Origin of the sequence: Kitasatospora sp. NPDC058170 (assembly GCF_042883905.1) — a bacterium.
In the GTDB taxonomy this organism is placed as follows: domain Bacteria; phylum Actinomycetota; class Actinomycetes; order Streptomycetales; family Streptomycetaceae; genus Kitasatospora.
The window spans coordinates 183,696-206,652 of sequence record NZ_JBHVUV010000013.1 but is presented as its reverse complement, the minus strand read 5'-3'; the positions used below and the strand labels follow the sequence as shown (position 1 = coordinate 206,652).

19 protein-coding genes and 1 tRNA gene are annotated in these 22,957 nt (G+C 72.4%); 3 read left to right on the top strand and 17 right to left on the bottom strand.

Going from position 1 to position 22,957, the window contains the following annotated elements; genetic code table 11:
- Window positions 1-64 precede the first annotated feature (64 nt).
- The 15 genes from ACFVVX_RS17080 to ACFVVX_RS17010 all read right to left on the bottom strand — a co-directional run bounded on the left by ACFVVX_RS17080 (window position 65) and on the right by ACFVVX_RS17010 (window position 17,956).
- Window positions 65-1,471: an aspartate aminotransferase family protein gene (locus ACFVVX_RS17080; protein ID WP_387946165.1), complete on the bottom strand. Its 1,407-nt coding sequence runs from the start codon at window positions 1,469-1,471 to the stop codon at window positions 65-67.
- A complete protein-coding gene (gene dxs / locus ACFVVX_RS17075; protein WP_387946163.1) occupies window positions 1,461-3,371 on the bottom strand; it encodes a 1-deoxy-D-xylulose-5-phosphate synthase in 1,911 nt (636 codons plus the stop codon). The genes ACFVVX_RS17080 and dxs overlap by 11 nt, the downstream gene beginning before the upstream one ends.
- 94 nt (window positions 3,372-3,465) lie before the next feature.
- Window positions 3,466-4,491 (bottom strand): adenosyl-hopene transferase HpnH, encoded by a 1,026-nt coding sequence (gene hpnH / locus ACFVVX_RS17070; protein ID WP_387946161.1) that lies wholly within the window; start codon window positions 4,489-4,491, stop codon window positions 3,466-3,468.
- A gap of 2 nt (window positions 4,492-4,493) precedes the next feature.
- Window positions 4,494-5,180, bottom strand: a complete 687-nt coding sequence (locus ACFVVX_RS17065) for a 1-hydroxy-2-methyl-2-butenyl 4-diphosphate reductase (RefSeq protein ID WP_387946159.1) — start codon at window positions 5,178-5,180, stop codon at window positions 4,494-4,496.
- On the bottom strand, window positions 5,177-7,267 hold the full coding sequence (shc, locus tag ACFVVX_RS17060) for a squalene--hopene cyclase (protein ID WP_387946157.1): 2,091 nt from the start codon (window positions 7,265-7,267) through the stop codon (window positions 5,177-5,179). The genes ACFVVX_RS17065 and shc overlap by 4 nt, the downstream gene beginning before the upstream one ends.
- A 7-nt stretch (window positions 7,268-7,274) precedes the next feature.
- Window positions 7,275-8,363, bottom strand: coding sequence for a polyprenyl synthetase family protein (locus ACFVVX_RS17055; RefSeq protein WP_387946155.1), 1,089 nt, complete (start codon window positions 8,361-8,363; stop codon window positions 7,275-7,277).
- 128 nt (window positions 8,364-8,491) lie between these two features.
- Complete coding sequence (hpnE, locus tag ACFVVX_RS17050; protein WP_387946153.1) at window positions 8,492-9,925, bottom strand: hydroxysqualene dehydroxylase HpnE; 1,434 nt, start codon at window positions 9,923-9,925, stop codon at window positions 8,492-8,494.
- Between the two features lie 148 nt (window positions 9,926-10,073).
- Window positions 10,074-10,931 (bottom strand): presqualene diphosphate synthase HpnD, encoded by an 858-nt coding sequence (gene hpnD, locus ACFVVX_RS17045; protein ID WP_387946219.1) that lies wholly within the window; start codon window positions 10,929-10,931, stop codon window positions 10,074-10,076.
- Between the two features lie 41 nt (window positions 10,932-10,972).
- Entirely contained in the window at window positions 10,973-12,004 is a 1,032-nt protein-coding gene (gene hpnC, locus ACFVVX_RS17040; protein ID WP_387946217.1) for a squalene synthase HpnC, read from the bottom strand.
- A 464-nt stretch (window positions 12,005-12,468) separates the two neighbouring features.
- On the bottom strand, window positions 12,469-13,278 hold the full coding sequence (locus ACFVVX_RS17035) for an ABC transporter ATP-binding protein (protein WP_387946151.1): 810 nt from the start codon (window positions 13,276-13,278) through the stop codon (window positions 12,469-12,471).
- On the bottom strand, window positions 13,271-14,212 hold the full coding sequence (locus ACFVVX_RS17030; RefSeq protein ID WP_387946149.1) for an ABC transporter permease: 942 nt from the start codon (window positions 14,210-14,212) through the stop codon (window positions 13,271-13,273). The genes ACFVVX_RS17035 and ACFVVX_RS17030 overlap by 8 nt, the downstream gene beginning before the upstream one ends.
- A gap of 190 nt (window positions 14,213-14,402) precedes the next feature.
- A complete protein-coding gene (locus ACFVVX_RS17025) occupies window positions 14,403-15,248 on the bottom strand; it encodes a glycosyltransferase family 2 protein (protein ID WP_387946215.1) in 846 nt (281 codons plus the stop codon).
- A 65-nt stretch (window positions 15,249-15,313) separates the two neighbouring features.
- The gene (locus tag ACFVVX_RS17020) at window positions 15,314-16,051 is read right to left on the bottom strand and encodes a CDP-alcohol phosphatidyltransferase family protein (RefSeq protein ID WP_387946213.1); all 738 of its coding nucleotides are present in this window, start codon (window positions 16,049-16,051) and stop codon (window positions 15,314-15,316) included.
- Window positions 16,052-16,151: 100 nt separating this feature from the next.
- Complete coding sequence (locus ACFVVX_RS17015) at window positions 16,152-17,213, bottom strand: iron-containing alcohol dehydrogenase family protein (RefSeq protein WP_387946147.1); 1,062 nt, start codon at window positions 17,211-17,213, stop codon at window positions 16,152-16,154.
- A complete protein-coding gene (locus ACFVVX_RS17010) occupies window positions 17,201-17,956 on the bottom strand; it encodes a sugar phosphate nucleotidyltransferase (RefSeq protein ID WP_387946145.1) in 756 nt (251 codons plus the stop codon). Before ACFVVX_RS17010 ends, ACFVVX_RS17015 begins: the two co-directional genes overlap by 13 nt.
- A gap of 470 nt (window positions 17,957-18,426) precedes the next feature.
- Between ACFVVX_RS17010 and idi the strand changes: the two genes are divergently transcribed.
- Entirely contained in the window at window positions 18,427-19,089 is a 663-nt protein-coding gene (gene idi, locus ACFVVX_RS17005) for an isopentenyl-diphosphate Delta-isomerase (RefSeq protein ID WP_387946143.1), read from the top strand.
- A gap of 18 nt (window positions 19,090-19,107) precedes the next feature.
- Here idi and ACFVVX_RS17000 read toward each other — a convergent pair whose 3' ends face one another.
- Window positions 19,108-19,584 (bottom strand): ATP-binding protein, encoded by a 477-nt coding sequence (locus tag ACFVVX_RS17000; RefSeq protein ID WP_387946211.1) that lies wholly within the window; start codon window positions 19,582-19,584, stop codon window positions 19,108-19,110.
- Window positions 19,585-19,928: 344 nt separating this feature from the next.
- On the opposite strand from ACFVVX_RS17000, the gene ACFVVX_RS16995 reads away from it, so the two are divergent.
- Both ACFVVX_RS16995 and ACFVVX_RS16990 read left to right on the top strand, forming a co-directional pair.
- Window positions 19,929-20,016: transfer RNA gene (locus ACFVVX_RS16995), tRNA-Leu, on the top strand.
- Between the two features lie 190 nt (window positions 20,017-20,206).
- Window positions 20,207-21,880: an APC family permease gene (locus tag ACFVVX_RS16990; protein ID WP_387946141.1), complete on the top strand. Its 1,674-nt coding sequence runs from the start codon at window positions 20,207-20,209 to the stop codon at window positions 21,878-21,880.
- Window positions 21,881-21,941: 61 nt separating this feature from the next.
- On the opposite strand, the gene ACFVVX_RS16985 is transcribed toward ACFVVX_RS16990, so the two are convergent.
- Window positions 21,942-22,931 carry a class I SAM-dependent methyltransferase gene (locus ACFVVX_RS16985; protein ID WP_387946139.1) on the bottom strand — a complete coding sequence of 330 codons (990 nt, stop codon included), beginning with the start codon at window positions 22,929-22,931 and terminating at the stop codon, window positions 21,942-21,944.
- Window positions 22,932-22,957: the final 26 nt, after the last annotated feature.

The window sequence follows — 22,957 nt, the reverse complement described above, 5'->3', positions numbered from 1 at the left end:
GCCGGCCCCGCCGACCTCCCACCCCGGCCCACCCCACCCCACCCCGACCGCACCGCGGCGGCGCTCAGCGGTTGCCGACCGCCTGCTTGACCAGGGTCCGTCCGAAGTCCCACATCAGGCCGCTCCCCCGGTGCGCGTCGTCCATGACGTCGACGAAGGCGTCCATGAACCGGTCCACGTCCCGTTCGGTGATGATCAGGGGTGGGATCAGTTTGATCACCTCCAGGTGATCGCCGGACACCTGGGTGAGGATCCGGTGGCGCTGCAGCAGCGGTACGACCACCATCTGCGCGAACAGCCCCTTGCGGGCCGCCTGGAGCGCCGTCCAGCCGGTCCGCAGCTTCAGCGAGCGCGGCCGGCCGAACTCGATGCCGATCATCAGACCGCTGCCCCGGACGTCGGCCAGCAGCTCGTACCGGTCGACCAGCGCGGTCAGCCGCTCCCGGAACAGGTCGCCGATCCGGCGGGCGTTCTCCACCACCTTCTCGTCCCGCAGCACCTCCAGGGTCGCCAGCCCGGCCGCCATGGCCTGGGCGTTGGCACCGAAGCTGGCCGAGTGGACCAGCACCCGGTCCATCGAGGAGTAGACCTTCTCGAAGATCCAGCCCTTGCCGAGCGTCGCCCCGACCGGCACGTAGCCGCCGGAGAGCGCCTTGGCCGCGCACACCAGGTCGGGCAGCACGCCCTCCTCGTGCTGGTAGGCGAAGAACTCCCCGGTGCGCCCGATGCCGGTCTGCACCTCGTCGCAGATCAGCAGCGCCTTGTGGTCGTGCAGCAGCTCCTGCGCCGCGCGCAGCCAGCCCGGCGGGGCGGCCTGCACGCCCTTGCCCTGGATCGGCTCCACGATCAGCGCCGCGACGTCGCCCTTCTTCAACTCCCTGGCCAGCGCGCCGAGGTCGCCCAGCGGGATGGCGGTGTCCGGCAGCAGCGGGTCGAAGCCCTTGCGGAATCCGCTCTCGCCGTTGACCGAGAGCGACCCGGTGGTCAGCCCGTGGAAGGCGTGGTCGGCGTAGAGGATCCGCTTGCGCCCCGTCGCGTACCGGGCGAACTTGAGCGCCGTCTCGACCGCCTCCGTCCCGCTGTTCCCGAAGAACACCCGGTCCAGCCCGGGCGCGTGGGAGAGCAGCCGCTCGGCCAGCAGACCGGGCAGCGGGGAGCAGTCGAAGCGGACCAGGTCGGGCAGGTCGAGGTCCATCACCTGCTGGATCGCCGACCGCACCACCGGGTGGTGGCGGCCGAGCGCGAAGATGCCGAACCCGGCCAGCATGTCGAGGTACTCGTGCCCCTCGGCGTCGTAGAAGTACGGGCCCTCGGCGCGCTCGTAGTACCTGTCGAAGCCGATGGTGTGCAGCATCCGCGGCAGCTGCGGATTGAGGTAGCGGCTGTGCAGCTCGTAACGCTCGGAGCCCCGTTCGGCGATCAGGGCGGCGAGGTCGAAGCGGGCTTCGGTGCTGTCGGGGTCAGCCGGCATGGCGCTGGTTCGCTCCTCGGATCGGTAGCAGGTGCTTGGCGAAGACCGCGGTCTGGGCGGCGACTCCCGTCCCGGTGAGGCCGGTCTCCTCCAGGATCTCTCCCCGGGAGCCGTGGCCCAGGAACTCCTGCGGCAGCCCGAGCACCCGCAGCGGGACGTCCACCCCGGCGTCGCGCAGTGCCTGGGCGATCGCCGCGCCGACCCCGCCGGTGCGGCCGTTGTCCTCCACGGTGACGACCAGCCGGTGCGCGGCGGCCAGCACGGGCAGCGCCGCGTCCACCGGCTTGACCCAGCGCGGGTCGACCACGGTCGCGGTGAACCCCTCGGCGAGCAGCAGCGCGGCCGCGTCCAGGCAGGCGGCGGCGGTGGTGCCGACGGCGACCAGCAGGATCTCCGGCAGCTCCCCGGTGCGCAGCAGCACGTCCACCCCGCCGATCCGCTCGACGGCCGGGACGGCGGGCCCGATGTCGGCCTTGGGGAAGCGCACCACGGTGGGCGCGTCGGGGACGCCGACGGCCTCGCGCAGCTGGGCGCGGAGCTGGTCGGCGTCGCGCGGCGCGGCCAGCCGCAGGCCCGGGACGACCTGCAGGATCGACATGTCCCACATGCCGTTGTGCGAGGCGCCGTCCGGCCCGGTCACCCCGGAGCGGTCCAGCACGAAGGTGACGCCCAGGCGGTGCAGGGCGACGTCCATCAGGACCTGGTCGAAGGCCCGGTTCAGGAAGGTCGCGTAGACCGCGACCACCGGGTGCAGCCCGCCGGTGGCCAGCCCGGCCGCGCTGGTCACGGCGTGCTGCTCGGCGATGCCGACGTCGAAGGTCCGCTCCGGGTAGGCCTTGGCGAACTTGGCGAGTCCGACCGGTTGGAGCATCGCGGCGGTGATCGCGACCACGTCCGGCCGGTCGGCGCCGAGCGCCACCATCTCCTCGCCGAACACCGAGGTCCAGGAGACCCCTCCGCTGGGCGAGATGGGCAGGCAGGTGTACGGGTCGATCGGGCCGACGGCGTGGAAGCGGTCGGCCTCGTCCTGCTCGGCCGGCCGGTAGCCGCGGCCCTTGACGGTCAGGCAGTGCACGATGACCGGGCCGCCGAAGCCGCGCGCCTGGCGCAGCGCCTGTTCGACGGCGGCGGGGTCGTGGCCGTCGATCGGGCCGAGGTACTTCAGTCCGAGGTCCTCGAACATGCCCTGCGGGGCGAAGGCGTCCTTGAACCCCTTCTTGGCGCCGTGCAGCGCGTCGAAGATCGGCTGGCCGACCAGCGGGGTGCGCTGCAGGGCCCCCTTGCCGAGGGCGAGGAACCGCTCGTAGCCCTGGGTGGTGCGCAGCGTGGCGAGGTGGTTGGCGAGGCCGCCGACGGTCTTGGCGTAGGAGCGCTCGTTGTCGTTGACGACGATGACCAGGGGGCGTTCGCGGGCCTCGGCGATGTTGTTGAGGGCCTCCCAGGCGAGGCCGCCGGTGAGCGCGCCGTCGCCGATCACGGCGACGGTCTGCCGGTCGTGCTGGCCGAGCAGCTGGGCGGCCTTGGCGAGCCCGTCGGCATAGGACAGCGCGGTGGAGGCGTGCGAGTTCTCGACCAGGTCGTGTTCGGACTCGGCGCGCGAGGGATAACCGGAGAGGCCGCCCCTGACGCGCAGTTTCGAGAAGTCCTGGCGACCGGTGAGCAGTTTGTGGACGTAGCTCTGGTGGCCGGTGTCCCAGACGATGCGGTCATAGGGGGAGTCGAACACCCGGTGCAGTGCGATGGTCAGTTCGACCACGCCGAGGTTCGGGCCGAGGTGGCCGCCGGTCCTGGTGACCGCGTCGATCAGGAAGCCGCGGATCTCCTCGGCGAGGAGCGGGAGGTCGGCGGCCGGAATCTTCCGCAGGTCGGCCGGGGACTTGACGCTGGAGAGCAGTGACATGCGTTCACCTCACGACTCGGAGCGGTGCGATGGTCCCCCCCTGTGGCGGGGTCGCCCGGCACGGAAGACGCCTCCCGTGCCGGGCGCGGTGCGGTCAGTGGCCGCGGTTGGAGGCGATGGTCTCGGTGAGCGCGCGCAGCGACTCCTTGAGCGAGCCCATGGTGGCGAGGACGGCGGTCGGCTCGTAGCCGCAGTGCGCCATGCAGTTGGCGCAGCGCGGGTCCTTGCCCCGGCCGTACTTGTCCCAGTCGGTCTTCTCGATCAGCTCGCGGTAGGTGGGGACGTAGCCGTCGGACATCAGGTAGCAGGGGCGCTGCCAGCCGAACAGCGAGTAGTTGGGGATGCCCCAGGCGGTGCACTCGAAGTCGACCTTGCCCTCCAGGAAGTCCAGGAAGAGCGGGCTGTGGTTGAGCCGCCAGCGCCGCCGGTTGCCGCCGGCGAAGGTCTTGCGGAACAGCTCCCTGGTCTGTTCGACGCCGAGGAAGTGCTCCTGGTCGGGGGCCTTCTCGTAGGCGAACGCCGGGGAGATCATCATCTCCTCGACCTTGAGGTCGTCGTTGAGGTAGTCCAGCACGTCGATGATGGTCTGCGGGGTGTCGGTGTTGAAGAAGGTGCTGTTGGTGGTGACCCGGAAGCCCCGCCGCTGGGCCTCCTTGATCGCCGCCACGGCCTCGTCGAAGGTGCCCTCCTTGGCGACCGACTCGTCGTGCCGCTCGCGCAGCCCGTCGATGTGCACGGTGAAGGTGAAGTACGGCGAGGGCTTGAACTTGTCCAGCTTCTTGCGCAGCAGCAGCGCGTTGGTGCAGAGGAAGACGTACTTGCGGCGCTCGACCAGCTGCCGCACGATCTCGTCGATCTGCGGGTGCATCAGCGGCTCGCCGCCCGCGATCGAGACCATCGGGGCACCCGACTCCAGCACCGCGCCGACCGCCTGCGCCACCGGCATCCGCTGCTTCAGCACCCCGGCCGGGTGCTGGATCTTGCCGCACCCCTCACAGGCGAGGTTGCAGGCGAACAGCGGTTCCAGCTCGACGATCAGCGGGAACTTGTCCCGCCGCTTGAGCTTCTGCTGCATGAGGTAGGTGCCGACCCGCACGGTTTGGCGCAACGGCATGGCCATGGCTAGCTCGCCTCCTGAGGGAGCGTCGAGGGTGTGGGGTGGTGGACGGCGTCCGGCTGCGGATCCGCCGGGCGGCTCTCGTGGTACCAGGCGACCAGGGCAGGCACGGTCGCGCGCAGGGTCCGCCAGGCGCGGACGCCGGCGGGCAGGGTGCCGGGGCGGAACAGTTCCCGCTCCGGGGTGTCGACGACCACCCGCAGGACGGCCGCAGGCAGCGCCGGACGCAGCTCCTTCAGGGTCGCCAGCACGGCCGCGGCCTCCATGTCGACGGCCAGCGCGCCCTGCAGGTGCAGCGCGCGCCGCTCCAGGCCGCGCACCACGTGGTCGGCGGTGTGGTGCACGCCGGTGTGGACCGTCAGGCCGCGCACCTTGAGGGCCCGGGTGAGATCCGGGCCCGAGTCGATCGCGAAGAGGTGGCCTTCGGCATCGCGCACCCCGTTCGCGACGATCACGTCGCCGGGAGCCATGCCCGGCGCCACGGCGGCCCCGAAGCCGGCCACCACGACGGCGCCGTAGCCGCCGGGCGCCGAGCCGAGCAGCCGTCTGACGGTGTGTGCGGCCCGCCGCCGGCCCATGCCGGTCCGGACCAGGACGGGCGGACCGCCGACCGGGCCGCGCCAGTCCCCGCCGCGCAGGGCCCAGACCTCCGGGCCCAGCGCGCAGAGCACCAGCAGGGGGGCGGGGGTCACCGGGCCGCCCCGATCGCCGGGGTGCCGGTGGCCTCCCGGCCGGTGGCGGGGCTGCCGTGCAGGTACCGGCCGAGCGCGGTGACCGGGAAGACCAGTCGGTAGAGGTGGTAGTTGATGGAGAAGTCCCAGGGGAAGCCGGTGCCGGTGAACTGTGGTTCGTCCCAGGTGCCCTCCGGCAGCTGGGTGCGGACCAGCCAGTCGACACCGCCCTCGACGGCCGGGTTGGCCCGGCCGTCCGGGCCCTCGCCGACCGAGAGCAGCGCCATCAGCGCCCAGGCGGTCTGCGAGGCGGTGGAGTCACCGCGCCCGGCCCAGCGGGCCGGGTCCTCGTAGGAGCGCATGTCCTCGCCCCAGCCGCCGTCGGCGTTCTGCCGGTCCTCCAGCCAGCGGACGGCGCGGCGGATCGCCGGGTGCCCCTCCGGGACGCCGACCGCGACCAGGGCGGGCAGCACCGAGCCGGTGCCGTAGATGTAGTTGGTGCCCCAGCGGCCGAACCAGGAGCCGTCGGCCTCCTGGTTGCGCAGCAGCCACTCCACGCCCCGCCTGGTCCGCGGGTCCCTGCCCTTGCCGACCTCGGCGAGCATCTCCACCACGTGGGCGGTGACATCGGCGGACGGCGGGTCGACCACCTCGCCGAAGTCGCAGAACGGCAGCTTGTTCGGCAGGGTGCTGGTGTTGTCGACGTCGAACGCGCCCCAGGCGCCGTTCTTGGACTGCATCCCGAGGTTCCAGCCGACGCCCCGGTCGACCGCCCCGGCCACCTTCGCCGGGTCGGGATGGACGACCCGGCGCAGTGCGAGCACCACCTCGGCGGTGTCGTCGATGTCGGGGTAGGTGTCGTTCTCGAACTCGAAGGCCCAGCCGCCGGGGGCGAGCGAGGGGCGCTGGACGGACCAGTCGCCGCGCCGGGTGATCTCCTCGCCCAGCATCCAGTCGACGGCGGAGACCAGCGCCGGGTGGTCGGCCGGCAGGCCGGCGTCGACCAGCGCGATGGTGGCCAGGCAGGTGTCCCAGACCGGGGACTGGCAGGCCTCCAGCCAGCGCCGGCCGTCCTCGGTGTGCACGGTGAAGCGGTCGAAGGCGGTCAGCCCGGCCTGCACGACCGGGTGCTCCAGCTCGTAGCCCTCCAGGTGCAGGGCGATCAGCGAGTAGACGGCGGGCGGCTGGATGCCGCCCCAGCAGCCGTCCGCCTCCTGCCGTTCGACGATCCAGCGGCAGGCCTGCGAGACGGCCAGTCGGCGCAGCGGGCGCAGCGCGCGGCGGTGGTAGGCGTGCAGCACCTTGTCGAGGCGCTCGAAGATGCCGTCCCAGGTGGTGGCCGGCGCGAGCGGGCGCTCGGGGAAGGGGTTCTCCGGGTCGGTGTGCAGCTCGGTGAGCGGGAAGGGCGCGGGGCGCACGGGGCGGTGGGCCGAGACGACGGTCAGCGGCACGATGGTCTGCCGGGCCCAGCAGCCGAAGGCGTAGATGTTCAGCGGGAGCCACTTGGGCAGGAAGATGATCTCCGGCGGCATCTCGGGCAGCCGTGCCCAGGGCCACCAGCCGAAGAGCGCGAGCCAGATCCGGGTGAACACCCGGGCGGACGCGATTCCGCCGGCGGAGCGCACGTAGCGCGCGGCGGCGAGCATGTGCGGGGCGCCCGGGTCGTCGCCCGCGAGTTTGAGGGCGACGTACGCCTCGACGGTGGTGGACAGCTCGGGCGGTCCGCCGTGGAAGGTGGACCAGGTGCCGTCCTCGCGCTGCTGGGAGCGGATCCACTCGGCGGTGGCCTTGGTCTGCTCCTCCGTTCGGATCCCGAGGAACTGCCGCAGCAGGAGGTCCTCGGCGTCCATGGTGACGTTGGTCTCCAGGTCACCCTTCCACCAGCCCTCCGAGCTCTGTAGCGAGAGCAGGTGGGTGGTGGCACGGGCCAGCGCCTCCTCGGCGGAGGCGGGCCCGGACTGCTGTTGGTCCCGGCCGTCAGGCCGGAGCGGTTCGGGCCCTTCGGGCTGCCACCGCCCGGCACTCGGCAGGGCCGGGGGGCGGTCGCCCACCGCGACCGGCTCGGAATCGTACTCAGGGTCGAGCCGGCCGTCCGCGGTTGCTGTCAACGTAACGTCACCTCTCTCGTACCACCACGAATTCGGCGAGTGCGACGAAGTGCTCGCGCACCCCGTCGGGCATGGGCACCTCGTCCAAGGCGGCGAGGGCAGTCCTGTGCTGGCGGCGGGCCTCCTCCTGGGTCCAGGCCCGGCCGCCGGCGTCCTCGATCAGGGCGGCGCGGGCGGCGAGCTCGGGCTCGCTCTCCTCGCCGCGCCCCTTCGGGTCGGCCAGCTGGTCGGCGAGCCGGCGCGAGGCCGCGCCGCCCTCGGCGAGCGCCGCGGCGACCGGCAGGGACTTCTTTCGCTGGCGCAGGTCCCCCCAGTGCGGCTTGCCGGTGACCTCGGTGGCACCCCAGATGCCGAGCAGGTCGTCGACCGCCTGGAAGGCGAGGCCGAGGTGGTGGCCGTAGCGCTGGAGGGCGTCGGACACCCGGTCGTCGGCGCCGGTCAGGACGGCACCGACCGCCGAGGCGGCGGCGAGCAGCGCACCGGTCTTGCCGCCCTCCATCTCCAGGCATTCGGCGACCGTCACGGTGTCGCGCTGTTCGAAGGCGACGTCCATGGCCTGGCCGTCGATGAGGCGCCGGGTGGCGGTGGTGAGCAGGCGGACGGCGCGCGCGGCGTCGACGGGGCTCGCGCCACCGGTCACGGCAGCGTCGAGCAGCACCTCCGTACCGAGCGTCGCCAGGGCGTCGCCGACCAGGATCGCCTGGGCCGGACCGAAGACCGTCCAGGCGGTGGCCCGGTGGCGTCTGGTCTCGTCACCGTCCATCAGATCATCATGGAGCAGCGAGAAGTTGTGCACCAGTTCAACGGAGACCCCACCCGGCACGCCGGCCTCCGCCGGGGCCCCCGTCACCTGGGCGGAGAGCAGCGCCAGCGCGGGCCGGACGGCCTTGCCGCCGTCTCCCGCGGACGGCGTGCCGTCCCGGTCGATCCAGCCGAAGTGGTAGGCCGCGACGGTGTCCATCGGTGCCGCCAAACGGGCGACGGTGGCCTTCAGCGGCGGGGTGCAGAGCGCGCGGCTACGGGCGAGCAGCTCCGGCACCGAGACCGGTTCGGCGTGTGCCGTGCCTCCGACGGCAGTGCCGGTGCGTGACTCCACGTACGTTCCCTCTCCCTGGTGGTGCCGGACCGCGCGGGGCGGCCGGGCGGTTGCGATATCGATGGGGCCGGCGGCGCGGCCACCGGATCTCGCGGGGTCGCCGGGGTCACCGGCGGCGGGGCCCTGCGTCACCTGGGCCACCTCCCGTCACCCCGGTCCACCGGACAGCGGGTGCCGAGGCCGGCGAGGGCGGCGTCGGCGGCGGCGTGGCCGCTGCGCACGGCGCTCTCCATGGTCGCGGGCCAGCCGGTGGCGGTCCACGAGCCGGCCAGCAGCAGGCCGGGGACGTTCGTGCGGGCCTGCGGGCGCAGCGCGGCCGTGCCGGGGGCCGGGTCGAAGGTGGCGGTGCGCTCGCGGGTGACGAAGAAGTCCAGCACCTCGGCACCGCCGGCGGCCGGGAGCAGGCGGGCCAGCTCCGGCAGGTAGCGGCGGCGCAGCTCGGCGACCGGGAGTTCGATCTCGCTCTGCACGGCGGACTGGGACAGTGCCAGGTACTGGGCGCCGGGGTGGGCGCGGCCGAGGTCCGTCCCGGCCAGACCGGAGTGCGCGGTGCGGTCGAAGACCCACTGCACCGGCGAGCCGAGCGCGGCGAAGAACGGGCGGCGCAGCACCTTGCGGTCGTAGACCACGTGGACGTTGAGGATCGGCGCGGTGCCGAACTCGCCGAGCCGGTGCTGTCCGTCGATGGCGTCGGGCGGCAGCAGGGCCGCCGCGGCGTCCTGGGCGCCGGCCAGCACCACGGTGTCGGCGGTGAGCAGCTCGCCGCCCTCCAGGTGGACGGCGTGCTGCGGCGCACCGGGCTTGAGCTCCGCCGCTCGGGTCCGCAGCCGTACCTTGACGCCGGCGCGCTCCAGCTCGGCGAGCGCGGCGTCGTGGTGGATCGCGCCGAGCGGGACGGCGGCCATGCCGATGTCGGAGGCGCCCGGATCGGAGAGCAGGCCGGTCTTGAAGACCATCGCGGCCAGGGCCAGCGACACCTGGTCGGCCCGGGCGTTGAGGGTCGCGACGCCGACGAGGTCCCACATGGCGGCGAGGGTGCGCTCGTTCTGGCCGTTGCGGCGCAGCCAGTCACCGAAGGAGACGGCGTCCAGCGCCGGGTCGGCGAGGTCCAGGCCCTGCAGGGCGAGGGCGCCGCGCACCACCCGGGCCCGGTCGGCCGGGCCCAGGTGCGGGTAGCGGGCCAGGCTGCCGGCCAGGTGCAGCGGGACGGGCAGGCCGGCCCGCCGCAGCCGGCCGAGGGTGCGCACGGGGGCGCCCGATGGCCCGGAGACGCCGAGCACGGGGACGTCCAGCCGGTCCTGGAGGTGGACCAGGCGGGTCGCGCCGAGCCGCTCGATCAGGCCCCGGTAGGCGGTGCAGCAGCGCAGGTAGACGTGCTGGCCGTTGTCGACGGTCAGCTCGCCGCGCTGGAACGAGAAGGCCAGCCCGCCCAGTCGCGGGCGGCCCTCGACGAGGGTGACCCGGTGGTCGGCCTCGGCCAGCCGCAGCGCGGCGGTGATCCCGGCAAGGCCGCCGCCGACCACGACGGCGGCCGGGCGCGCGGCATCGGCTCGCCCGGTCATCGGCCCTCCCCCTCGTATCCGGCGCCCGGCCCGCTCGGGGCCGGCGCACTCGTGGTCGGCACGGTCGTGCTCCCCACCGCCGTGGTCAACACGGCTCTACCCATCAGTGATTCCCCGCTGACACAGCGTGACAGAACTGCGGCGAGAATCAAGAACGCCCCCCGGCGAGCCCGGAAAGCGCGACATACGCCTTCTCCCAGCCCGGCAGCGAGACCCGGCCGCGCAGGACCGACTCCGGGTCGGCGGCGATCCGGCCGAGCAGCCGGTGGTAGATGCCGGCCATCGCCGCGGTGCAGGCCCGGCTGCGCCGGTCGAGCATCGGCAGCAGCCGCAGGCCCTCCTCGAAGGCGGCCTGGGCCCGGGCGGCCTCGAACGACACCAGTCCGGCGAAGTCCGCGCCGACCGGCGGCCTGGGCAGTGCGAAGCCCTGCTCGCAGCCGAACCGGACCAGGTCCTCGGTGGGCAGGTAGGTGCGGCCGTTCAGGGCGTCCTCGCGCAGGTCGCGGAGGATGTTGGTGAGCTGCAGCGCCAGGCCCAGGGTGTCGGCGTACTGCGCGCCCCGCTCCGGGTCGTCGCAGCCGTACACGCCGAGCGAGAGCCGGCCGATCGCGCCCGCGACGCAGCGGCAGTAGACCTTGAGCTCCTCGTACGTCTGGTACTCGGCGCCCTTGAGGTCCATCTCGACGCCGTCGATCAGCTCGTCGAAGCCGCCGAGCGGGATCGGGAAGCGCCGGGCGGCGTCCGCCAGGGCGACCTTGATCGGGTCGGTGTCGTCCTCGGCGACCACGCCCCTGCGGATCTCGTCGAGGAGTTCGCGGGTGCGCAGCAGGGCCTCGGCCTTGCGGTCGCCGGGGAGCTCGCCGTCGCCGATGTCGTCGACCCGGCGGGCCAGGGCGTACAGGGCCGACATGGCCAGCCGCTTCGACTCGGGCAGCAGACGGATGCCGTAGCTGAAGTTGCGGGCCTGCAGTCCGGTCACTGCCTCGCAGTACCGGTACGCCGCCATGACCTGCGCCGACGCCAGTGGTGATGCCGCCACTCGGGCGTTCACCTTCCCTTCGCGAAGATGGCCGCCGCCTTCGCTGCGAGGCGGCGCTTGTCAGGCTTCGTCTGCTGGGCGAGCACGTCGTACCCGGCGGCCTCGATGGCCGCCAGGGCCGCGTAGCCGCCGGCGGTGAATCCCGCCAGGAGCAGTCGAAGCCTCCCCCGAACCGTACCTACCAATGGCGCACCGCGGTCGAGCAGGGTGCGGGCCCGGCCGACCTCGAAGGCGATCAGCTCGCGCACGGCGGGGCCGGCGGCGGGGGCGGCGAGGTCCTGCTCGGTGACGCCGAAGCGGGCCAGGTCCTCGGCCGGGAGGTAGATCCGGCCGCAGGCCAGGTCCTCGGCGACGTCCTGGAGGTGTTCCACCACCTGGAGGGCGCTGCAGACGGCGTCGGAGAGCTCGATCCGCTCGGGGGTGGAGACCCCTGCGATGGCCAGCACCAGGCGGCCGACCGGGTCGGCGGAGAGCGTGCAGTAGCCGATCAGGTCCTCGTAGCGGGCGTACCGGGTGGTGGTCTGGTCCACCCGGTTGGCCTCGATCAGTCGGCGGAACGGCTCGGGGGTCAGCCCGTGCCGGTCCACCAGCGGGACGAGGGCGCGCATCAGCGGGTGCCGGGGGGCCTCGGCGGCGGCGGGGCGCAGGGCCGACTCGAAGACGCGGTCGAGGTCCTGTTCCAGCCCGTCGAGCAGTGCGAGCCGGAACGCGACCTCCGCCGGACCGGGCGGGCCCGGCTGGGCCGAAGGAGTGGCGGAACGCGCCGAAGGAGTGGCGGACCGGGTGGCGGGGGGCGTCGGGGTCGCCGGGGGCGCCGTCTCGACGCCGAGCAGGCGGGCGGTGCCGGCCGGGTCGGCCAGGTCGCCGTCGCCGGAGTCGTCCACCAGCCGGGCGAAGCCGTAGACCGCCATCAGGTCGCCGCGCCAGGCGGCGGGCAGGAAGAACGGGGCGACCGGGAAGTTCTCCGCGTCCGCCTTCTCCAGCGTCCCACCTGCCGAACGGTCTGCTGACTCACTACTGGGCTGGGCCGAAGCCGACACTGCTGTCACTCCCCCGTTCTACACCGCTCTGCGCCATCGACCCCACTCGGACACGCGTCCGATTCGGCCGCCACGCCCGGCACACCACTCCCCCGCATACAGCCTGACACCACCGGGCTCGCCGGAGAAGGGCGCCCCGCCCGGCGCACGGGGCGCTCACCCGCACAGCCGACGGCCGACCGGGCACCCCTGCTCGCCGGGGGCGCACGCCCGCCCGGACGCGGGGGCCGGGCCGTGCTCTTTGCAAACAGCCAGGGACTTTGCAAAGAGCACGGGACGCCACGAGAGGCCGGGGGTGCAGCCGCGCGTCCGGCACTTTGCAAAGTGCCCGGAGGGCGCCGCGAAGGGCCCCGGGTGGGCACGGCGCCGCGCCTCCCACACTTTGCAAAGTGCCGGACGCGCGACGAGGGGCCGGTGCCGGGCGGACTCCCCGGCACCGGCCCCTCGGTACGGGCCTGTCCGCGCTACGGGCGCTCGCCGCGCTCGTAGCGGCCCACGACCTCCTCGGTCGGGCCGTCCATCACGAGCTCGCCGGCCTCGATCCAGATGGTCCGCTCGCAGACCTCGCGGATCGAGCTGTTGTCGTGGCTGACCAGGAAGACCGTACCGGCGGACCCGCGCAGCTCGTCAATCCGCTTCTTGCTGCGCTGCTGGAACGCCTGGTCACCGGTGGCCAGCGCCTCGTCGATCAGCAGCACGTCATGGGTCTTCGCCGCCGCGATGGAGAACCGCAGGCGGGCACCCATGCCGGAGGAGTAGGTGCGCATCGGCAGCGAGATGAAGTCGCCCTTGTCGTTGATGCCCGAGAACTCGACGATGTCCTGGTAGCGCTCCTTCACCTGGGCCGGGGTCATCCCCATCGCCAGGCAGCCGAGGACGACGTTGCGCTCGCCGGTCAGCTCGTTCATCAGCGCCGCGTTGACGCCCAGCAGCGAGGGCTGGCCGTTGGTGTAGATGCCGCCCCGCTCGGTCGGCAGCAGGCCGGCGATGGCGGCCAGCATGGTCGACTTGCCGGAGCCGTTGGAACCGATCAGGCCGATCGCCTCACCCTTGTAGGCGGTGAAGCTGACCCCGCGCACCGCGTGCACCTCGCGCACGCCGGCGGAGCGCTTGCGGCTGAGGATGCGGCTGACGGCGGAGGTGGCGCTGCCCTTGCCGGAGCCGGCGCCGTGCACCCGGTAGACGATGTGCACGTCGTCGACGACGACGGTGGGCTCGCGGGCGACGTCGGTGTCCTGCACGGACAGGCCCTTTCGCAGGTCGGTGTCAGCCACGGCCGTACTCCTCCTCGGCCTTCCAGAAGAAGACGTATCCGATCACGAACATCCCGACCGCCCAGGCGATGCCGTACGCCCACTGGTGCGGCGGGAACACCTGGTGCTGGGGGACGTGCTTGTTGTAGATGACCGGCGCGAAGGCGTGCCGGACCAGGTCCATGTAGACCGAGGCCGGGTTGAACTGCATCACCTTCTGCCAGAACTCCGGCCAGGTGCTGATCTTGTCCTGGATGCTGAACATCACGCCGGAGAGGAACATCCAGGCGCGCATCGCGAACGGGATCAGCTGGGAGATGTCACTGGTCTTGGCGCCGACCCGCGCCATCACCAGGGCCACGCCGGTGTTGAACAGCGACTGCAGGAGCAGGGCCGGGACGACCGCGAGCCAGGTCCGGCCCGGCTCGATGCCGCTGGCCAGCACGACGCCGACCAGCACCACCATCGAGATCAGCAGCTGCTGGAGCTGGATCACCGTGAAGGCGATCGGCAGCGAGGCCCGGGGGAAGTGCAGCGCGCGGATCAGCCCGAGGTTGTCGGCGATCGCCCGGGTGCCGGACTGCACCGCGTTCTGGGTGAACTGGAAGACGAAGACACCGATGCAGAGCCACGCGGTGTAGGTGTCCTCCGGGAAGCCGTCCTTGCTCTTCAGGATCACACCGAAGACCAGGTAGAACACCGCGCAGTTCAGCAGCGGGGTCACGACCTGCCAGAGCTGGCCGAGCTTGGCGTCGGTGTACTGGGCCACCAGGCGGGCGGTGGCGAAAGCCCAGATGAAGTGCCGCCGGGCCCACAGCTGCTTGGAGTAGGCGATGAGGCCGGGCCGTCTGCCGCTGACCGCCAGACCGTACTTGTCCGCAAGCTGCTTGGGGGTCAGGCCCGCGTCCGCCCCCCTCGGGGCTGAGAGGCTGACGGGTTCACTCACTGTCGACACATTCGTCCTTCGCGCGGGATCGGGTCGGGGCGGCCGGTCGACGGGGGTCCGCCGGCCTTGCGCCGAGGGGGATCCACTCGGATCACGGGGGAGTCCGGCCGGTGTGTGGTCACCGGCCGCTGCGATCGGACGACCGTACGACGTTTGAACCGCGCGGTTCAAATCACCGCATAGCCGCCCGACCATACGGTCAGATGACCGGCGGTCGGCCCAGCCTGGTCAGTCGCCAAACGGTACGCCATCGCATGGGCCGTCGCGTACCGCAGGGTTCGCGCCAGCCCGCCCGGAACCCGCCCCACCAGGCCTTCAGCGCCTCCGGGGAGGGGCGGCGGGCCAGGGTCAGCAGAAACCAGGTTCCCAGATAGAGAGGCACCAACAGGGCCGGAAGGTTCCGCCTGGCGAGCCAAACCCTGTTGCGGGCCACGTTGTGGAAGTACGAGGCGTGCCGCGCGGGGGACGTGGTCGGGTGGTGCAGCACCACGTCCGCCCGGTAGTCGATGGCCCAGCCGGCGTCCAGCGCGCGCCAGGCGAGGTCGGTCTCCTCGTGCGCGTAGAAGAACTCGGCGGGCAGCTGGCCGGCCTGCTCGAACACCGTGCAGCGCACGGCGCTGGCGCCGCCCAGGAAGGTGGTCACCCGGGAGGAGCGCAGCGGGTCGCTGGCGCGCAGCCGGGGGACGTGCCGGCGCTGGGTGACGCCGGTGTCGGGGTCGGCGATCCGGAAGCTGACGATGCCCAGCTCCGGGTCTCCGGCGAAGGCCTCGCGCAGCAGTCGGGCGGAGTCGGTTCCCGGCAGCCGGCCGTCGTCGTCCAGGAAGAGGACGGCGTCGACGTCCCGGCCGTCCTTGCCGAACAGCTCGATGCCGACGTTGCGCCCGCCGGGGATGCCGAGGTTCTCCGGCAGCTCGACGCCGCGCACGTCCGCCGGGAGCGGCGGCAGCGGGGCGCCGTTGCCGACCACGGCCAGTTCGACCGCCGGGCCCTCCTGGGCGCGGACGGACTCGATCAGGGCGTTCAGCTCGGCCGGGCGGTTGCCCATGGTGATGATGACCGCGCCGAGCCTGAAGGCGGCGGCGCCGGTCCGGGTGGGCTCCGTCACGGCGCTCACCGGAGCCTGCTGGACAGGACGATGCTCAGCAGGTGCAGCACGGTCTGCAGCATGGCGATCGCGGCGAGCACGACCACCGCGACCCGGGTGAAGAACAGGCCGCCGTGGACGGCGTCCGCGACGCCCGCGGCGAGGATGAACAGCGAGGCCTCGACGGCGCCGACCAGGCGGTGGAACTTGAGCAGGGAGGCCGCCCGGCGGGCCTTGGCCACTCCGGCCGAGCGCGGCACCGAGGCGCTGTCCTCGACCGCGGTCAGCCCGCTGCGGGCGCGGGCCACGTCCACCAGGTCCGTCTCGGACTTGATCAGGATGGCGCCGAGCGCGGCGAGCGTGCCGAGGAAGGCCCACTCCCAGTGCGAGGCGTCGCCGGCCTTGTGGAACAGGTCGCAGCCGCGCAGGCCGAGGCCGGTGAGCAGGGCCGCCTCGGACATGTAGTGGCCGACCCGGTCCAGGTAGACGCCGGTCAGCGAGGTCTGCCGGCGCCAGCGGGCGACCTCGCCGTCCACGCAGTCCAGCAGCAGGTAGACCTGGATGAGCAGGGCGCCGAGGATCGCGCCGGTGATGCCCGGGACGACCAGGGCGGCGCCGGCCAGGATGCCGGTGAACATCATCAGGTAGGTCAGGCCGTTCGGCGTGATCGCCGTGACGGTGGAGAGCACGCGCGTGATCCGCAGCGAGATCTTCCGCATGTACAGGCGGCCCGCCCAGTGCTCGGCGCTTCGGCGCTGGAGCATGCCCTCCGGGTGGATGACCGAGCGGAGCTCCTCGATGGAGGGCCGGCGGGTCAGGTCGACCGGGGGCGGGGTGGAGGTCTGGGCGCCCGTGGTGGAGGGGTCAGCTGTTGACGGCTTGGACATAGTCGGCGTACGCGTCCCTGATTGCTGATGGGGAGAGGTCGAGGTGCTCAAGGATGGTGAAGCGGCCCGGTCGGGTGTTCGGAGCGTAGTGCACCGCTTCGGTGAACTCCGCCTCGGTGAAGCCGATCTGATCCGCGGTCACCGGCAGTCCGTGGCGCGCCAGGCGCTCCACGATCAGACCGGTCAGCTCGCGCTCGCCCCGCAGGAAGCTGGCGAAGGCGGCCCCGAGGCCGACCTGCTCGCCGTGCTGGGCGGACCGCTTGGGATACAGCACGTCCAGGGCATGCGAGATCTCGTGGCAGGCGCCCGACGAGGGCCGGGTGCTGCCCGCGATGTTCATCGCGATGCCGGACAGTACCAGGGCTTCCGCGAGGGCCGTGAGGAGGTCCTGATCCTGAAGGTTTCCTGGGTGTCGCAGCAGGTTCTCGCCCGCCGAACGGGCCATCGCGACGGCCAGTCCGTCGACCGGTTCGCCGGTCTCGGCGTGGGACAGTTCCCAGTCCGCGCAGGCCGAGATGTTGGAGACGACGTCGCCGATTCCGGCCGCGACGAAGCGCGGCGGGGCCTGGCGGATCACGTCGAGGTCGACGACGATCCCGATCGGGCCGGGCACGCCGTAGGAGCCCCGGCCGGCGTCGTTGTCCAGGGTGGAGACCGGTGAGCAGATGCCGTCGTGGGCGAGGTTGGTGGCGACCGCGACCAGCGGCAGGCCGACCCGGGCCGCGGCGTACTTGGCGGCGTCGATGATCTTGCCGCCGCCGAGGCCCACGACGGCGTCGTAGTGGCCGCCGCGCATCTCGTCCGCCAGCCGCACCGCGCTGTCCAGGCTGCCGTCGTCGACGTTGTACCAGTCGGCGCCGGGCAGGGCCGGTTCCAGGCGCTCGCGCAGCACCGCGCCCGAGCCGTTGCTGATCGCCACCGCGATCCGGCCGGAGGTGGACAGCCGCTGGTCGGCGAGGATGCCCGCCAGCGCGTCCAGCGCCCCGGCGCGGATCTCGACGAAGACCGGCGACGGTACCAGTCGGGTCAGTACTGGCACGCGATCTCCCGCGCCTTCGCCAGGTCGTCGTGGTTGTCGACCTCGACCCAGGACACCTCGCCGATCGGCTGCACGGCGATCCGCAGGCCGCGGTCGACCATCTCCTGGTAGCCGTCCTCGTAGTACAGCTGCGGGTCGCGCTCGTAGGTGGCGCGCAGGGCGTCGGTGAGGTCGGCGGCCGCGGACGGGTTGATCACGGTGACGCCGATGTACTCGCCGGTCGCCTCGGCCGGGTCCATCAGCTTGGTGATCCGCCGCATGCCGGTGGCCGGGTCGACGACGACCTTCATCTCCTCGTCGGCGAGCTTCTTCACCGTGTCCAGGGCGAGCAGGATGCCGGGGGCCTCGCCCGCCTCGACGAGGCGGCGGTTGCCCTCCAGCATGGTGCGCTGGACGGAGGCGGGGTGGACGGTGTCGCCGTTGGCCAGCAGGAGGCCCTCGGCGAAGAGCTCGCGGGCGCACCAGAGGGAGTAGGCGTTGTTCCACTCCTCGGCCTTGTCGTTCTCGACCAGGGTCAGCTTGACGCCGTACTTCTGCTCCAGGGCCGCCTTGCGGTCGTACACCGCCTCCTTGCGGTAGCCGACCACGATCGCCGCGTCCTGCAGGCCGACCTCGGCGAAGTTGGCGAGCGTGAGGTCCAGGATGGTCCGCTCCCCGTCGACCGGCACCAGCGCCTTGGGAAGGGTGTCGGTGTACGGGCGCAGCCGGCGGCCGGCGCCGGCTGCCAGAACGAGGCCGATCATGCGGTGTCTCCTGATCCGTCGTGCTGTGCGCTGGTGTGCCCGGCGCCCACGGGGGTCGAGCCCCTCGGGTGGCGCGCCGGTCCCGCCGCAGATGCGGGCACCGTGTCGTATGTGATGGTAGGCGACCGTGGCGACCAGCCGGAACGCGGCCGGGGGGCTGTGGGCGGGGTCCGGGGGCCGGGAGGCCGCGCGGCGGTGCGCAGGGGCGCGAGGCGGTGCGGATCGGCGTGATCGCCGTGGAGGAGGGGTGTCGCCGCGGTGTTCGTTCTGCTCGCGCCGACTCGCCATCCGACCCCGGATCGAACGGACTCCGAACGCGTACCGAACTCTCCTGCTATTCCAACGGCCGGAATCGGCCCTGAAACGCCATGATCCGCCCCGTTCTGCGTCGGACCCGTACGCACCGCCACCCATACGGCAGACTGGAGCCCGACGCCACCGGTGCTCCGACCGCCCCCGAAAGAGGCCTCATGCCCCAGAGTCCGCCGACCAACCCGACGCACTTCAGCGCGGAGATCGACACCGGTCTCGACGTGGAGACCGACCTCCCGGCGGCCGCTGCCGACTCCGCCGCCTCGGGTCCGGGCTCCGTCTCCACCGAGATCCTGCTGGAGCTGGTCGACGACGAGGGCGCGACCATCGGCACCGCCGAGAAGCACTGGGCCCACCAGCAGCCCGGTCGGCTGCACCGGGCTTTCTCCGTGTTCCTCTTCGACCGCCAGGGCCGGCTGCTGCTCCAGCGCCGCGCCCTCGGCAAGTACCACTCCCCCGGGGTCTGGTCGAACACCTGCTGCGGCCACCCGTACCCGGACGAGCCCCCCTTCGTGGCCGCCGCCCGGCGCACCGCCGAGGAGCTGGGCGTCGCCCCGGCGCTGCTCTGCGAGGCCGGGACGGTGCGCTACGACCTCCCCGACGAGGCGTCCGGCCTGATCGAGCGGGAGTGGAACCACCTGTTCGTCGGCCTGGTCACCGCCCCGGTGGTGCCCAACCCGGACGAGGTCGACGACTACGCCTTCGTCAGCGCGCAGGAGCTGCGCGAGCTCCAGGCGGAGCGGCCGTTCTCGGTCTGGTTCCAGACCGTCTTCGAGGCGGCCCTGCCGGGGATCCGCGAGATCGCCGGCCACGACTGGTAGCCAAGCAGGTGCGGACGCCTAGACGTCCGCCTCCGGGGGGACGGGCAGCGAGGCCCAGATCACCTTGCCGCCCTCCCCGGTCCGCTCCACGTCGCAGACCCCGCCGGCCTGCAGGGTCACGCTCTTCACCAGCAGCAGTCCGCGTCCGCCGGTCCGCCCGGTGTCGCTCTCCAGCGCCTTCGGCCGGTACGGGTCGCCGTCCTCGACCGACACCCGTACCCAGCCGCGCTGCACCAGCAGCTCCGTGGTGACCTCAGGGGACAGCTCCGCCGCGTGCGTCACCGCGTTGCTGACCAGCTCCGAGACGATCAGCAGCAGGTCGTCCACCAGCTCCTGGTAGCGAACCCCGGCCATCCCCTGCGCCAGCAGGCGGTCCCGCACCGCGTGCCTGGTCCGCGGCACCGAGGCCTCCACGGCCGGCACCCGGAACCGCCACACCCCCGCGGCCGGTCCGGCCGCCCCCCGTCTCGGCTCGGCCTTCGCCGCCCCGCTGATCTGCTCCACGTCCAGCCGCCCTTCGTCCGCGACCCCGGGAATCAGGCGTTCCGCCCATGGCGCCCTCGGTCCACAGAGGCTAGGAGAGCGGCCCCCGGCACCGCGGCAGCGTCGACAACTTGCCCGTGTCGGACCGCTCCCGTCCGATCCCGATCGCCCCCGGCCCCCAACTCGACCGCTTCCTTCCCCTTCCTTCCCTTCCCTCCCCTCCGGGCCTCCGCCGCGGCCGGCTCCCCCGGCCTCCGCACCGCCAAGAAACGCAGGTGAGAAGCACTCCAGAACCCTGGTAATGTTCTCTTTGTCGCCGAGGGGGCGCCGAGAGAAACCCCCGAAGCACACACCCTGTCCGGGTGGCGGAATGGCAGACGCGCTAGCTTGAGGTGCTAGTGCCCTTTATCGGGCGTGGGGGTTCAAGTCCCCCCTCGGACACCAAGGAATTCCCCGTGAGGCTCCCAGGAGCCCACGGGGAATTTTTGTTTTCCCCGCTCATCAGGTGTCCGATAACCGGACACGAGACAGCAACGATCGGTGCCGTCTGAGCTTGATCTGAGGCTTTCGCCCGTTTCTTCCTCGTAGGGTGTTTCCCGTTTGCCCGGAATTTACCCAGATGGAGGACTGATAGTTGAGCGCGCCTGAGTCGACGACGGCATCCCACCAGAACTACCGCCGCTCGCTCGGAACCATCAGCCTCACCGCTGTCGGTCTGGGCTCGATCATCGGGTCGGGCTGGCTCTTCGGGGCCGAGCGGGCCGCCCGGCTGGCCGGGCCGGCGTCGATCGTCGCGTGGGTGATCGGTGCCGTGGTGGCGCTGACCATCGCCCTGACGTACAGCGAGCTGGGCTCGATGTTCCCCAAGGCCGGCGGGATGGTGCGGTACGGGCAGTACTCGCACGGGTCGCTGGCGGGGTACCTGGCCGCCTGGGCGAACTGGATCGCCATCGTCTCGGTGATCCCGGGTGAGGCCACCGCGTCGGTGCAGTACATGAGCTCCTGGCACTTCGGGTGGGCGCAGGGGTTGTTCGACGGCGAGGAGCTGACGGTCACGGGGGTGGCGCTGGCCAGTGTGCTGCTGGTCGGGTACTTCCTGCTCAACTGGTTCGCGATCACGCTGTTCGCGAAGACCAACACCGCGATCACGGTGTTCAAGGTGGTCGTCCCCGCGCTGACCGCGGGCAGCCTGCTGCTGGCGCACTTCGACACCGCCCACTTCCAGGACCACGGCGGCTTCGCGCCGAACGGCTGGAGCGCGGTGTTCACGGCGGTCGCCGTCTCCGGCATCGTCTGGGCGTTCAACGGGTTCCAGTCCCCGCTCAACCTGGCCGGTGAGGCCCGCAACCCCGGGAAGTCGCTGCCCAAGGCCGTGATCGGGTCGATCCTGATCGCCCTGGTGATCTACGTCGCGCTGCAGGTCGCGTTCCTCGGCGCCGTGCCGACGGCCGACCTCGCCGACGGGTGGAGCGGCCTCGGCTACACCTCGCCGCTGGCCGACCTGTCCATCGCCTGGGGCCTCAACTGGCTCGCCCTGCTGCTCTACGCGGACGCCTTCGTCTCCCCCAGCGGCACCGGCATGATCTACGCCGCCACCACCTCGCGCATGATCCACGGGGTGCAGGAGAACGGGCACCTGCCGGCGATCTTCGGCCGGGTGGACCGCAGGACCGGCATCCCGCGGCCGGCGTTGCTGCTCAACCTGCTCATCGCCTTCCTCTTCCTCGCGGTCTTCCGCGGCTGGGGCTCGCTCGCCGAGATCGTCTCGGTCGCGACCGTCATCTCGTACATCACCGGTCCGGTCGCCGTGATGGCGCTGCGCCGGCTCGCCCCGGACCTGCCCCGCCCGGTGAAGCTGCGGGCGATGCCGGTGATCGCGCCGATCGCGATGGTGTTCGGCTCACTGGTGCTGTACTGGGCGCGCTGGCCGCTGACCGGCAAGGTCATCCTGCTGATGGCCGCCGGCCTGCCGATCTGGGCCTGGTACGAGCTGCGCAAGCCGTGGGCGGAGCTCAGGCCTCACCTGCTGGCCGGCGTCTGGGTGATCGCCTACCTCTTCGTCATGGCCGGTGTGTCCTGGGCCGGCGGCACGGAGTTCGGCGGGCGCGGCTACCTGGCGCCGGGCTGGGACCTGCTGACCGTCGCCGTCATCGCGCTGGCCTTCTACCGGTGGGGGGTGCGCAGCGCCTGGCAGAACCCCTCGCTGGCGCAGGTGCGCCAGGAGCTCACCGCTGCGGCGGATGGTGAGGGCGCGGCGGGCGGCGACGCGGAGCGGCCGGCGGGCGAGCCGGAGGCCGCGCGGGTCTGAGTCGTTCGGACACACCGCGTGCGCCGACCGGTCCTCCCGGTCGGCGCACGCGTGAGGGGGTTCAGCCGCGGCGTGCGCGGCGGATCGCGGAGGTGACCACCGGCGGCAGGAGGTCCCCGGCGACGCGCTTGGCGACGTTGGTCGGGCGGCGGCGCTCGGCGGCCCGGGCGCGGCGGCCCGCGAGGTCCGCGGCGGCCTGCTCCTGGGCCCGCTCGGCCTCACGGCGGGCCTCGACCGCCTCGCGGCGGGCGGCCTCGGCGGTCAGCCGGTCGTGGTGGCGGGAGACGCGGAACGGCTCGATGCCCTCCGAGCTTCCGGTGATCCGCAGGACGCGCCGCTCGTTCACGGTCTCCACGCTGAGCTGACAGCCCTCGGCCAGGTCGACCCCGTGCAGCAGGTCCAGCTGGGCCTGGTCCGGGTCGCCCCAGGTGCCGTAGAACTTGCACTCGGTCAGCACGATCGGCTTGAGGCCGTGGTTGAAGACCGCCTCCCAGGTCGCGGCGGCGACCCCGGGGGTGTGCGCGGAGCGGTAGTCGTCCAGGACCACCACGCCGTGCGGCTCCAGCGCCACCCGCGCGACCTGGAGGTCGCCCACCACGTGCTCGTACAGGTGCGAGGCGTCGATGTGGATGAAGCGGAACGAGCCGGCCGGTACCCGGCCGCCGGCCAGGGTCGAGGTCGGCGCCTGGATGATCTCCGGCAGCCGCTCGTGGAAGGAGAGGTAGTTGGACTCGAAGGCGGACCGGGTGAGCGTCTTGCGGTAGGACATGTCCATCTCGGCGGCGTTCTCGTCGTCCGGGGCGTCCGAGTCGAACAGGTCGCAGACCGTGAAGGTCTCGCCGTCCTGCAGGTGCTCGCCGATCACGATGGCGCTGCGGCCCAGGTAGGCGCCCATCTCCAGCAGGTCGCCGGTGACCCCGGCCTTCTCCTGCCGACCGAGGAACCACTCGAAGAGATGGCGGTCGTGGTCCCAGAACCAACCGGGTACATCGTCCAGCACGGCGGGCTCGACAAGCCGTGGCTGCTCACCGGTCAACGCGGTGTCGGTCACTGGGATGCTCCTTACGCGGTACGGAG